At 32.1% G+C, this 13,490-nt stretch carries 13 protein-coding genes; 7 read left to right on the top strand and 6 right to left on the bottom strand.

Annotated elements, in window-relative coordinates:
* Positions 1–11: 11 nt before the first annotated feature.
* The 6 genes from BKH41_RS01990 to dnaN form a co-directional block, all read right to left on the bottom strand.
* The gene (locus BKH41_RS01990) at positions 12–497 is read right to left on the bottom strand and encodes a heme-binding protein (RefSeq protein ID WP_095296759.1); all 486 of its coding nucleotides are present in this window, start codon (positions 495–497) and stop codon (positions 12–14) included.
* 182 nt (positions 498–679) lie between these two features.
* Positions 680–2,842, bottom strand: a complete 2,163-nt coding sequence (locus BKH41_RS01985; RefSeq protein ID WP_095296758.1) for a TonB-dependent receptor — start codon at positions 2,840–2,842, stop codon at positions 680–682.
* Between the two features lie 62 nt (positions 2,843–2,904).
* On the bottom strand, positions 2,905–3,240 hold the full coding sequence (locus tag BKH41_RS01980) for a dihydroneopterin aldolase (RefSeq protein ID WP_095296757.1): 336 nt from the start codon (positions 3,238–3,240) through the stop codon (positions 2,905–2,907).
* Positions 3,241–3,243: 3 nt separating this feature from the next.
* Complete coding sequence (gene plsY / locus BKH41_RS01975; protein WP_095296946.1) at positions 3,244–3,909, bottom strand: glycerol-3-phosphate 1-O-acyltransferase PlsY; 666 nt, start codon at positions 3,907–3,909, stop codon at positions 3,244–3,246.
* A 32-nt stretch (positions 3,910–3,941) separates the two neighbouring features.
* Positions 3,942–6,266, bottom strand: coding sequence for a DNA topoisomerase (ATP-hydrolyzing) subunit B (gene gyrB, locus BKH41_RS01970; RefSeq protein WP_095296756.1), 2,325 nt, complete (start codon positions 6,264–6,266; stop codon positions 3,942–3,944).
* Positions 6,267–6,280: 14 nt separating this feature from the next.
* On the bottom strand, positions 6,281–7,351 hold the full coding sequence (dnaN, locus tag BKH41_RS01965; RefSeq protein ID WP_095296755.1) for a DNA polymerase III subunit beta: 1,071 nt from the start codon (positions 7,349–7,351) through the stop codon (positions 6,281–6,283).
* A gap of 217 nt (positions 7,352–7,568) precedes the next feature.
* On the opposite strand from dnaN, the gene BKH41_RS01960 reads away from it, so the two are divergent.
* The 7 genes from BKH41_RS01960 to BKH41_RS01930 are packed head-to-tail and all read left to right on the top strand — an operon-like array spanning position 7,569 to position 13,487.
* On the top strand, positions 7,569–8,300 hold the full coding sequence (locus tag BKH41_RS01960; RefSeq protein WP_095296754.1) for a hypothetical protein: 732 nt from the start codon (positions 7,569–7,571) through the stop codon (positions 8,298–8,300).
* Positions 8,301–8,310: 10 nt separating this feature from the next.
* Entirely contained in the window at positions 8,311–8,598 is a 288-nt protein-coding gene (locus BKH41_RS01955; protein WP_095296753.1) for a TrbC/VirB2 family protein, read from the top strand.
* 9 nt (positions 8,599–8,607) lie between these two features.
* Positions 8,608–8,871, top strand: a complete 264-nt coding sequence (locus BKH41_RS01950) for a virB3 type IV secretion protein (RefSeq protein WP_095296752.1) — start codon at positions 8,608–8,610, stop codon at positions 8,869–8,871.
* 9 nt (positions 8,872–8,880) lie between these two features.
* Positions 8,881–11,250: a DNA transfer protein gene (locus BKH41_RS01945; RefSeq protein ID WP_095296751.1), complete on the top strand. Its 2,370-nt coding sequence runs from the start codon at positions 8,881–8,883 to the stop codon at positions 11,248–11,250.
* Positions 11,240–12,457, top strand: coding sequence for a type IV secretion system protein (locus BKH41_RS01940; protein WP_095296750.1), 1,218 nt, complete (start codon positions 11,240–11,242; stop codon positions 12,455–12,457). Before BKH41_RS01945 ends, BKH41_RS01940 begins: the two co-directional genes overlap by 11 nt.
* Positions 12,457–12,771, top strand: a complete 315-nt coding sequence (locus tag BKH41_RS01935) for a hypothetical protein (protein WP_095296749.1) — start codon at positions 12,457–12,459, stop codon at positions 12,769–12,771. Before BKH41_RS01940 ends, BKH41_RS01935 begins: the two co-directional genes overlap by 1 nt.
* Positions 12,771–13,487 (top strand): Rha family transcriptional regulator, encoded by a 717-nt coding sequence (locus BKH41_RS01930; RefSeq protein WP_095296748.1) that lies wholly within the window; start codon positions 12,771–12,773, stop codon positions 13,485–13,487. Before BKH41_RS01935 ends, BKH41_RS01930 begins: the two co-directional genes overlap by 1 nt.
* Positions 13,488–13,490: the final 3 nt, after the last annotated feature.

Below are 13,490 nucleotides of genomic sequence, written 5' to 3'. Positions count from 1 at the left end.
TGCATAAAATCTTATTCTAAATCCTTTTGCACACTATCAATCCCAATTTGCGCACATTTTTCATCTAAATCACCCTGTGGAGCACCACTTACACCTATTGCTCCTATAGTGGTATTCTCTGATTTTATAGGCAAACCCCCGCTTGCAAATACAAAGTTTTTGCTGAGATTGACCAACCCAGAAGACATTTCATTTTTTTCTATTTTTTTAGCAAAAACAGAAGTCGGGGTTTTGGTTGAAACAGAGGTAAAAGCTTTTTTATAGCTTCCCTCAATTGTGTGAGGACCTGCGTCTTGATCTCGGAGGGCAACAAGAACCACACCAGATTTGTTCAAAACATTTACAGCAATTTTATAACCATCGTTTTTACATTGTTTCAATGCATTTTGAGCTATTTTCAAAGCAACATCTAAACTCAATACCGGTTCTTTTGGAAGAGTTTGAGCAATGCTAAAACCTACTGATAATATCGCAATCAATAAACCTCTGTGTAGCATAATTAATTCCTTGTGATATTTTTTTACCTGATTTTATGATTATACTCAAACTCGCTATATAGGGCTTAAGAACCACTTAAATTAATAAAAATTAATAAAAAAGAAAGATAAGATGAAGAAATCTTATCTTTTATATGACTTAAGGAGATGGCTGTCAATAATTTGCAAAAAGCATCTTGGAACTAAAATTTATAAGAAATTTCAAACCGCCCATCAAATCCGGGTTCTGCTAAAGCTTTTCTGACTTGATTGATAGATTCACTCGCAGAACCATCAGCTTCAACTTTAATCGGAGAAGTTTGATCAATATAAAATTTATTGAAAATATTGTTCAAAACAATAGAAAATGATAAGCCTTTAATTTTTGGAGGTGTCCAATTGACATAAATATTATGCACTCCATAGCCGGGCTTATGGACATTGCTGAATTCCTGATTATAAATATCATAACCCCTATAATCAAGCGTTTGCACAAATCTACTCAACCAAGAAATATCCAATCCGATGGTCGGAAAAACATATTGTAATCTTAAGGTATAATTAAATCCCGTTGTAGCACCTAATTCATAAGTATCTGCAATCAAGGCACCTCTAACTGTGGGATAACTCCTTGCAAATCCGAAAGTTGCCATAAAATTTTCATAATTAAAAGTCGCTCCAAGTTCATAGCCATAAATATTTATTTTATCTTTTAAATTTGTTCTCATCCCCCTATTGGCATCTATATCTCCATCTGGAGTTATCACATTATCCTTTCCATAACTATTGATAAAATCACCGATCACCTGATAAAACACCGCTCCTCTCAAACTGAAATATTCTTGAGTATAGTCAATGTCAAATTCAACATTTTGTCCTTTCTCAGATTTTAAATGAGGATCAATAATAACATCAGGATCTTGAATCAATAAAGCATCTCCAGGTAAAGCCCCGCGAGTTACATAAGCATAAGAAAGTTTTACATCTATTGGATCAATAGGATTATAGAGAATCGCAACACTAGGGCTAAAGCCTTGTGTAACGTGATTATGGGAATTTTTGTCAAAATAAGTATAGACATCATATCTAGTTCCCGCACCAATGGTTAAAGACTTCAAAACTGAATAATTCGCCTGAACATAAGCCCCCATAATATTACTGCTTTCCCTTCCTCTTTGTTCAGGAGTAACAATTTTTTGATCCTTATCCATAACGGTCATATTTTGATAATCAAGACCCCAATCAAATGTATTCTTATAATCTTGAGTAATCGGATGAGAAATCTTCAAATCTGCTCCAAAGTTATTTAAAAATATGTTTCTTGGGGTGCTGCCTTCAAAATCAGCTTCTGCTATCGGCTGACCATCAGCTGTTTTTGTATTGTTTGGATCAAACAAAGGAGTTAAATGGATATTTCGAACGCTTCCATAAGCATCAAGTTTGATTTTAGGGCTACCAAAATTTTTATCGCCTTGATGGTTATATTCAAAAGAAGCATTATTATTGCTATCAACGTGATGAAAAAGTTCTTGAGCAAAATCGACTTTATCTTCTTGCGCACTTGCAGGAGGATTGGTAACATTTGCTCGAAATGGTCTAGTCGCATCATCACGCGTTAGATTGTAAGTAAAAGTAATTTTATCTTTATCATTGATATAGCCGTTTGCTTTCAATAAAACATTATTTTGTTGTGAAGCAGAACCTAGTACTTTATCTTCAAATGTCGGATGGAAAAGATTTTTAAAAGTATGCTCACCATCACGATAATAAAAAATATTTTGATGTGTATAATATCCCAAAATATCAAAATATTTACCGCGTCCATAAACAATCGCGTTTTCTCTGATACCAAAATTCGTATAAAAAGAACTTGATAAAGAAGCACCAAAATTTTGACCTTTTTCGAGTAAATCTGAAGCATCTTTCGTCGTCATAGTGATCGCCCCAGCTAAAGCACCTGGACCTGCAGAAGCATTTGCAGCACCCTTAGTGACTTCAACCTCTTTAAGCATTCCAGGATCAATGATCGTATTGCCTTGATGGTGAAAAGCATTACCATTTTGAGCCGCTCCATCAATGGTTACACGAAGCAATCTGTCTTCAATGCCCCTAACATAAATCTTTTGAGCCATCATACCACCGCCCCCGACATTGATATCTGGTTGTGTGGCAAATACGTCTGACATTTGATTTGCTTGACGCGCCCCCAAATCCTTTTCATTAATAAAATCTTTATTATTGAATTGGAATTCTTTTTCTCCAGATGCTGTAACCTTATCCAAAGTATAATTTTGAGGTTCATCTGCAAATAAAACAGATAAAGGCATAAGAAGCGAAATCATAATGCCAAGTTGATTTTTAAACATCGTATTGTCCTTGTTATAAAAATAATATTTATTATTATAATTTATTTATAGATAAAATAAACTTAAAAAATTTTATTTATTTTTACTCCTACAATACAATCATTAATAATATGAAGTTTTTTAAGTGTCAAACAAACAGATGAAATAGAATCAAAATTTTGTTTTAAATTTTTTATAATATCCAATAAAGCTTCTTCCAAAAGACCATATTGATTAGCTTCTAAAAGTTGTTTAATAAAATTTTTAAGCATTACATAATCAATAAAGCCTTTTTCTTTATAATTATAGGTAAATTCGCCTTCAAGAAGAATTTTTTGAGGATTTTTTCTTTCAAAATCTAAAATACCAATAATAGTCTCAAACTCTAAATTTTGGATAATCAGTGTTAAAGATTCCAATGATTAAAAAACCTTTTTTTCTTTGCCTCGAATAAGACGCACAATATTTGGAATATGGGTATATAAAACAATAATACCGATAATAACAACAGGAACATGTGTTCCAACTTGAGAAATGATAGAAATGCTATCAGGGAGGGGCAAAATATAAGGAATGATAAAAGTCAAACCAATCCCACTCAAAACTCCTAAGAGTGAAGAAAGTGAAGAGACTTTGAAAACTTTACCGATTATTCCCCAAACAATAAGACCTAAAATTCCTTCAATAGGCATCAATAAAATTACAGAACCAATAGCGGTAGAAACCCCTTTTCCACCACTAAAATTTAAATAAGGACTATAACAATGCCCCAAAATTGATAAAATAGCAATCATCCATTGAGTCTCATAACTCAAACCAAAAATTTTCGCTAAAAGCACAATTATTAAACCCTTAATTGCGTCCAAAAGAATCGTAAAAATTGATAAAATTTTTGCTTTTTTTGCATCAATTTCTCTAAGTGCTCGATAAACATTTGTTGCTCCAATACTTCCAGAACCTGATTTACGAATATCTACACCACAAAAGGCTTTAGTTAAAAGCAGTCCGAAGGGAATTCCCCCAACTAGATAAGCCAAAATATAAAAAATAATGTTAATATTTGTAATCAATTCTAAAAAAAAATCCATCGCTTGCAATTTTTCCTTTGTTTTAAATTAAATCAGACATCCAAATGTCTCACATCTTTAGCGTGAAGTTGGATATATTCTCTCCTAGGTTCTACCTCATCGCCCATAAAAAGAGTAAAAATTTCATCAGCTTTTTGTTCATCAGGCAATGTTATTTTTAAAAGTGTTCGATTTTGTGGTGTCATTGTTGTTTCCCATAATTGCTCGGGATTCATCTCGCCAAGTCCTTTGTATCTTTGGATATAAGCACCTTTTTTAGCTGATTCTTCAATTTCCTCTAAGAAAGCAATCGGATCTTTATCTTTTAAAAATTCTAAATTTCGCTCACAAATTTTATTATAAATAAAATAAGCTTCTTCAAAAAAATTATCAACAAAAAGATTTTCATCAATATTAAGTTCAACCAATCCAGCTTTAGTCTGGATATAGAGCATAATTTGGTTTTCACGGATTGTTTTGCTTAAAATATTGCATTCGATTGTACTTAAAAATACCTCAATTTTTTCATACATTTCTTTAAAACTAAGTGAAATATATTCTTTATGCTCAATCAAAAATCGAATCACTTCAATCATCGCATAACGTTTTTCAAGCTCTTTTAATGTAAATCGATAATGAGAAATATATCTTAAAATTTCAAGAAGTTCTTTATTTCCGATATTTTCGAATTTAAAATTTTCAATACCATTTTCAATCAAATATTCTGATAAAGATTTTTCATCTTTAAGATAAATTTCTTTTTTACCCTTTTTAAATCGATAAAGTGGGGGTTGAGCAATATAAATATGTCCATTTTGAACAAGAGGTTTTAAATAACGATAGAAAAATGTCATTAAAAGGGTTTGTATATGACTCCCATCAACATCAGCATCTGTCATAATAATAATTTTATGGTAACGAAGCCTTTCAATGTTAAATTCTTCTCCAACACCACATCCAAAAGCTGTAATCATATTTTTAATTTCTTCGGATTTGAGAATTTTATCCAAACGGGATTTTTCTACGTTTAAAATTTTTCCTCTCAAGGGCAATATAGCTTGATAAACTCTATCTCTTCCTTGTTTTGCTGAACCTCCCGCACTATCTCCTTCAACCAAATAAATTTCAGATTCAGTGGGATCTTTACTTTGGCAATCTGCAAGTTTTCCTGGTAATGTTCCTACTGATAAACTTTCTTTTTTTCGAGTGAGTTCTCTAGCTTTTTTTGCTGCTTCCCTGCCTCTGGCTGCAAGCATTGCTTTTTGCATAATTGCTTTGGCATCGCTGGGATTTTCTTCGAAAAATTTAGAAAGTTTTTCATAAGTGAGTTTTTGAATGATAGGTTTTACAAAAGAACTGCCTAATTTTCCTTTAGTTTGCCCTTCAAATTGGGGTTCCATAATCTTTGTTGAGATGATTGCAATCAAACCTTCTCTAATATCATCTCCAGTAACTTTATTATCTTTTTCTCTCGCATTAGCATTAGCATCAATATAATTAGTAATAGCTCGGCTAAGACCTGCTCTAAAACCAGCTTCGTGTGTTCCACCATCTGGTGTGCGGATGTTATTGACAAAACTTAAAACTTTTTCATCATAACCTTCATTATAAGCTAAAGCAATTTCAACTTCAGTTTCTTGTTCACTAGCATTAAAGCTAATAATTTGAGAAAGAAAAGGTTTTTTATTGATATCTTCTACAAATTGATGCAATCCATTTTCAAAATGATATTTTTCTTCTTTTTGAGTTTTTTCTTCTTTAAAACAAATCGTTACATTTTGATTGAGATAAGCCATTTCTTTGAAGCGTTTTGTAAGAATTTCAGGATCAAATTCCAAAATTTCCATAATTTCACCATCAGGAAAAAATTCTATAGTAGTCCCGTGTTCTTTAGTGTTACCAATGATTTCGAGTCCTGTTTGAGGAATTCCTTTAGCAAATTCTTGGCGATAAATATTGCCATTTTTTTTAATGGTCATAATAAGACGTTTTGAAAGTGCATTGACAACGCTTACACCCACTCCGTGCAAACCACCTGAAACTTTATAAGTATCTTTATCAAATTTTCCACCAGCGTGAAGAACGGTTAAAACAACGGTTGCTGCAGGTAAATTTTCTGTAGGATGCATATCTACGGGTATGCCTCTGCCATTGTCTTCAATGATCGCACTACCTTCTTGTGTAAGAGTGATTTTAATTGTATCACAATACCCTGCCATTGCCTCATCAATAGAATTATCCACAACTTCATAAATCATATGGTGCAAGCCATTTATGTGCGTATCGCCTATATACATTCCTGGGCGTTTTCTAACTGCTTCAAGTCCTTTAAGGACTTTTATGTTACTTGCTCCATATTCTTTTTTATTTTCTTCCATATTTGCTCCGTAAGCTAAAATATAATTGGCATAATGATTGTTGAAAAGTTTCCGTCTTTAAGAGTAAATGGTGTGTTCAATTCATTTAAACATAAATTGAATTCTGAAGATTCTATTTGAGAAAGAAAATCAAGAATATATTTAGAATTAGCTCCAATGATGACTTCAGAATCAATATTAGTGTTGATTTCTATTTGTGTGCTTGCTGCTTCAGAGTTTTCATCACTGATGGATTCAAATATAATTTCATTTGGTTTGATGATAATTTTAATGTTGTTTGATAAAGAATTGATAAGTTTGATAGACTCTATGATGATATCTTTAGGAAGTTTGATCTCATTTTTGAAACTTTTGGGAATGATTTTTTCATAATCGGGATATTTTCCGTTGATAAGCTTTGTGAAAAAAGTATAATTGGGCGTTCTTATAATTAATTGGGTTTGGTTATAAAATATTTCTAAGTCATCATAAAATAATTTCAAAATTTCGTTGATAGCTTTTTTTGGGATGATGATAGAAAAGTTTTCTACTGATTGGGTGTCATATTTTACAATGGCAAGTCTTCTTGTATCTGTAGCTGCAAAATTAAAAGCGTATTCTTTTATATCTAAAAGTGCTCCACTAAGTTCTATTTTTTGATTGGTGTTTTCAACAGCTGGATTGATTTTTCTGATTGATTGGATGAATTTAGAAGTGTCAATATTAATTTTTGTGTTTTCATTTAATTCTGGAAAATCTGGGAATTCTGAAGCATTAAACATTGGAAGTTTGAATTTTGATTTTCCTTGTTTGATATGAATGAAATCATTATCAGATTCTAAAATGATTTCACCATCTTTGAGTCTTCCTACAATGTCAAGTATTTTTCTTCCATTTACAGTTGCATTGCCATCAGACTCTTTTTTTAAAATATCAATTTTTGATTCTATACCGATTTCATAATCTGTGGCTTTTAGGAGAAGTTTTGTATCAATGACTTCAAAATAAATATGGGAAGTGATTTGGGAAGAATCTTTTTTATCTAAGAAAGCTTGAAAGTTTCTTAAGATGATTTCTAGGTTATTTTTCCCTACGATGATTTTCATTTCGTATCTCCTTAAATTTATAACATTTTAAATAATACATAGTAGGTTTCAGTGAAATAGTGAAAAATACTATGAAATAGTCTTAATAATGGGTTTTTTGATGTGAAAAGTTTTATTTTTATTTTCACATTTTTTCACATTACCAAATTTTTAATATTATATCTAAAAATACAATATTAAGCAAAGCATAAGCTTCAGTCTAGTGAAAGGCTGAAAATTGTTTGATGCTTCAATATTCTATAACTACACTCGGGACAAAAAGTTACTGAATTTCTTTGCGGGTAGTTTGAATTCAAAAATCTTTGTGTTTTATCAATATTTGATTATAGAATTTTTGGATTATCTCGAAAGTGCCACTGTTAAGACAGGGACTTTTTTAATTCAAAAACAAGACAAGAGTTTTCGATTCAATGTTACCAAAAAAACCATCAAAAATTGGTTGTTTTTTCTCCAAGAGATGGGGTTTATCAGATATGAATATTTAAACTTTGATTGTGTAAAAATCACATTGCTTGATTATCGAAAAATCCCTGCTCTCAATCCGCCGACACACAAAGAAAACGGCGAAGAGATTTTACCCTCAAGATTCTACAAGAACATTCAATTAATCCTTGCAAAAGTTGTTAAAGATTTTGATGGAAAAACTTTAAGTATTGAGGGCGGAGAATTTGAAGTTACTGACTTTAGAGACAAAAAAGATTTAAGCGCAATGCAAAATGTTTTTTTGCGTTTTAAAGACAAGCAGAACGAATGTTTTGAAACCATCATTTCTTACGAAATGCTGACAGGTAAGGCATTACCAAGTATTAAATGCTCCTACCATCAAGCCATCATCAAAAAAAGAATCACAACCGCTTTAAATAATTACATTGTTTCTCCTCCTCCCATACCAGAAAATTCAGACAACGGCTCTGAGGTTCAAGAATTTCAAAAACTAAAAATCTCATAAAAGGAAAAAAATGAAAATTCAAACTAAAAATCGTATGCCTTTAGGGCTTGTCTTGTTGCTTATGTATTGTAATTTTGCAAGCGCTGCTGATGGTTTGGAACAAAAGATCCAAAAAATTACAGGTTATTTTTCCAGCACCCTGATGAAAACCATCGGAGCGTTAATCATCATTGCAGTAGCCATCTATTTTTTAAAAAATTTAGAGAGATGGAAAGAAGTCGGTCTCGCTTGCTTAAGCATCATTCTGGGGTCTTTAGCAATCACGCATTCTCAAGCAATAGCTCAATGGCTGTTTTAAGGCAAGAGAATGTTACAAGTTACAAATGTTGAAGTTCCAAACATCAGAGAACTTACCAAAAAAGAAAAACTTTTGGGACTAAATTTTAATTCGTGGGTGATTTGTTCGTTTGCCGCCCTTGCTTTAGCAAACTATTCGTTTTTATTTGCTTTATTATTTTTTATCTGTGCAATTGTGAGTTTTTATGTCGCCGAATTCTTTGATGAAGACATCACAGACATTTTGTTTGCAAGTTTTTTGATGAAAACTGATATCAAAATTTATTATGCGTAAAGGTTTGTAATGAATTTTACCGAAGGCATAAAAAATATTTTTGATTCCTTATTGAATATTGGTACCCCAAAGCATTTTTCAATGATAGAAGAAAACAATATCCTAGGGATTTATGATCAAGATTTGATTGTGAGTAAAACAGAAAATTTTATCGGAGCAATCAGCCTTGAAGGCATTAACTATTACGATTTGGATTCAGGGAGTATAGAGAGTTTGTTTATCGAACGCATCAATGCGCTGAATGCCATCTCTGAAGAGGTTGAAATCAAAATCATTACCAAACGCAGAAAATTAGAGTTCAACAGGGAATACAACCATATCAAAAACTCCTATGCCAAAAGAATAATCAATCTTTGGGAGGGTAAGGAAAAGGTTTATACTAGTTCTTATTTTATTATCTTTGAAACAAAAAACAGTAATATCAAAGGTTTTTTTGAGAAGAAAAAAATAGAAATAACTACTTCTATCAAAGAAGATGCGGGGGAAAATAACAATACCAATATTACCTATATCAATAAACAAACTCTGCTTTCTGCAGTGATACAAAGGGTTTTACATGCGCTTAGTCCCCTAAATCCCAAAAAGATGAATTCCATTGACCTCTTGCGTTTTTATGCAGAATATATTAACGGTATTTATATCAAGTTTTTTCCTGATAACGGAATCTTGGGAGACAGCTATATTGCTTCCAATGTTTCTTTTCACAAAGATTATTTTATTCAAGATTTTAATGGGCAACGAATTTTTAATCGCTTTGTAGCAATTAAAGCTTATGACAGTGAAACGACCTCCTCATTGCCATTAAGCAATATTTTACACTTGGAGGCTGAATTTGATGTAATTATTAATATCGATGCAATTTCTAAAGATAAGGCTGTTTCTAAAATCACTGAAAAACGAAGACGTGCAAGCCCCTTGATAAAAGGGCAATTTGATGAATTAAAAGAACTGGTAAAGTCTGACAGACTGCTCATTCAATATATTTCTTTGATGGTTTTAGTAAAAGAAAAAAGCAAGGAAAATTTAAATCTCAAATCCCAAGAGATTGCCAATATTTTTATCAAAAACGGGCTTGTTGCAATTAATGAGACCATTAATATGCTCCCGACATTTTTTAGTTTCTTCCCTAATAAAAGCAAACTTAATGCCAGAAAAAGGCTACAAGTAAGCCGTAATATCGCTTCAATGATTTTGTTTGAAAAAGAACACACAGGCAGAGATAAAAACTCTTGGGGAAATATGCCTCTAAGTATTTTTAAAAATCAAAGTATGTCGCCGTTCTTATTTAATTTTCACGCTCAAGAAGTCAAACAAGCAGGAGATATGGTCTTAGGGCATACAATGATTATCGGGGGAACAGGAGCGGGAAAAACAACCTTGATGAGCTTTTTAATCGCTAATTGCCTCAAATATGACATCAATATTTTAACCCTTGACAGATTGTATGGGATGAAAATAATGACGGAATTTTTTGATGGGGAATATAATGATGGAGAAGAATTTTATATCAATCCTTTTACGCTGGAGTATAAAACAGAGAATATTGCCTTTTTATCAAGTTGGCTAGGATTTTTAATCGGATTGGACGAAAATAATCCCGATGATATTGAAAAAATCGCTGCGATTGAAAAAGCTATCAACGATACCTATCACAATCTTTATCATCAAAATATTACATTTGGACTGAGCGACATCGCAGAGGGAATTTTAAAGACATCTGACCAACATATCCAAATGCAGCTTACTCGTTATTTGAAAAACCCGCTCTTTAATAGTCTCAAAGACTCCCTGAGCTTTGAGAAACAAATCACTTGCATCAATATGGACTTTATTGTTAATTCCACTAAAGATGCGAGTTTGATTGCCTTATATCTGTTTCACAAAATGATTTTTGAAGCCAAAGAAAATGCCAAAGGCTTTTTTATCTTTATTGATGAGGCAAAGAGCTATACAGAAATTGATACGATGATTGATAAAATCAATCTGACTCTCACGCAAGCCAGAAAAGTCAATGGCGTTTTGGCATTAGCCTTTCAAGATATCAATCAGTTAGATGGCGTTAAAAACGCTTCTTCTATAGTAGCCAATATGGCTCATATTATTTTGTATCCCACTAGAGACATTGAAAAAATCAAAAGTTATGGCATTAATCTTACAGAATCCGAAGAAAATTTTTTACTCAGTGCCAATGCAAGAGATAGGAAAATCTTATTGAAAAACAGGCTTGATGGGACTTCTAATATCCTTGATGTTAATCTCGCTAAATTGGGAAATTATCTAAATATCCTAAGCTCATCAAGCCATTCGGTTCAAAAACTTAAAAATCTTAAAAATACTTATCCCAACGACTATAAAGAAAGGTTTTTGAATGGATACTAATTTATTTGAAAGCTTGATTGGTATTTTTACGGGCTTTTTAAATAATTTTGCAGATAATATGGCAAAAAATTTTTCTATTTTACTCCATACTACAGCTATTGTCAATGTTATTACGATTTTACTTATTTTGCTCTTTGTAATTAAAAAGCTCAAAAACAATGATATGTTTGAATTTAAAACCATTATCAACTTATTGGTCTTTATTCTTTTTGTGGGCTTTTATAATTGGGCAAGACAATATCCTGATACATTCAATCAATATTTTGATCAAACGTTATTTTATCTCTCAAATAAAATAAGCGATGCGATTGTAGCATCAGGAAACTCAAATCTTGAAAATCAAGCCAATGTAACCTCTCAAAATGCTATCAGTATTTTGATTAAAAAGACTTTTGGTTCAATAGAAACACTTGTTCATACAGTATTTAAAGATATTGGAGTCAGTAATTTTATTACATACTTCGTTTCATTAGCTTTAACATTGGCTATAGCTATTATAGAGATTATTTTTATTTTATTTGTCTGTTATTTTGTCATTATTATTTCTATTGAAATCACTATTTATAAAGCCTTTGCACTTTTAATTTTACCGCTCATCTATTTCTCCCAAACCAGAGGTTTTGCTTGGGCTTATATTAAAAAAATCCTTTCACTCACTTTTTATCAACCTTTGATTTTATTATTAGCAACGCTTAATTTTAAGGTTACAGAGCAGCTTTTAAAATATATTCCCGATGAACCAAAACAGGGATTTATTGAAACCCTAGTTCAAGGAACAAAGAAAATAGCTGCAATAGATGGGATTTTGACAATGATTTTAATTATGTCCTTTTTATGCCTTTTGCTCATCAAGCAAATCCCAGCTATGATTGATGCCCTCTTTGGGACAAGCACGGGAATACAGGGAATGAATGATATGGGTAAGGCAGCCTTAAGTGCAGGTGGGGCAGTCTTTGGAGGATTAGCAGGAGCAGCCAAATCAGGCTATCAAGGAGCAGGCGGGGGCATTATCGGCGGATTAGTGGGAGCCGGTCTTAATATGGCAACTGCTGGTCTTGGAAGTAAAGTCGGGGGAAATATAGTCGGCAAAGGCATTGATACAGCAGTAGGAGCAATGGGCGGAAACAAGGTTAAGAGTGCGATCACTAAAGGGGTTTCATTTGGCACAAGCCAAATAGCCAAAGCCTTTAGCAAAGGAGATAAATAATGAAAAAACAAAAATTGATAAAACTAATGCAAATACAAAATATTTATCAGATAAGAAGTTGTCAGCAAATAATAAGAAAAATATTATTGCTTACAGGACTTTTTTCTGCAGTATTTATTTTAAGTGCTTGTAGCGATAAATATTATGAAATGTACAAATCTCCCTGTGCTTGCTTTGAAGATATAAAAAAACTGAATGGAATTAGTAAATCAAACAAATTCAATACCATCGCCCCAAAATTCAAGGGCGTTAGCTATTTTTCCTCAGACAAAAGAGAAAATTACGCGTTAGACACAAAAGAAAGGAGTTTATAATGGCTGATAATATTGTGATAATCAATAATAAAGAAATTGATTTTCAAATCAAAGAATTTAAAGCCTTTATTAGCTCTAATGATGTTGCAGAGGTTTTTGGCAAACGTCACGACAATATTATTGCTCAAATTAAAAATTTGCCTGATGATAATTTTAGCGCCCTAAATTTTAAGGGCGTTACCTATAAAGATGCCAAAGGAGAAATACGCCCTGCCTATAATCTCACTCGCGATGGATTTTCATTGCTTGTAATGGGCTTTACGGGTTCAAAAGCCTATCAGTGGAAAATTGCCTTTATAGATGCCTTTAATAAGATTGAATTTCAACTGAGAAATCAACTCCTTGATAGTCTGCCTGCTAAAGAAAAAGAAATAGCAGATCTTAGTCAAAAAGTCAGACTACTTGAAGCTAAAATTGATTTATTGCAGAATGAAAAATTTGGCTTAAAAGATGAAATCATCAACATTCAAAGAGATTTTATTGCCTCCATTGGCGGGAAAACCAAAATGAAGACATTCGCTAAAATCAACCAATATGGACATATCACTCAATCTGAAAGACAAGATATTTTAAATTATTATAAAAAAGGTTGCAAATTAAAAGATATTGCAGATTTACTCCAAAAAAATCCTGTTTCTATAAAAAAAATCATTGATGAAGAAAATCTTACTCAAAAAGACATTGAAATATGCAAGCAACAATTAGCAGGTAAGTGAAAT

This window comes from Helicobacter sp. 12S02232-10, assembly GCF_002272895.1.
Classification (GTDB): Bacteria; Campylobacterota; Campylobacteria; order Campylobacterales; family Helicobacteraceae; genus Helicobacter_J.
This window is presented reverse-complemented; position numbering and strand designations above follow the sequence as displayed.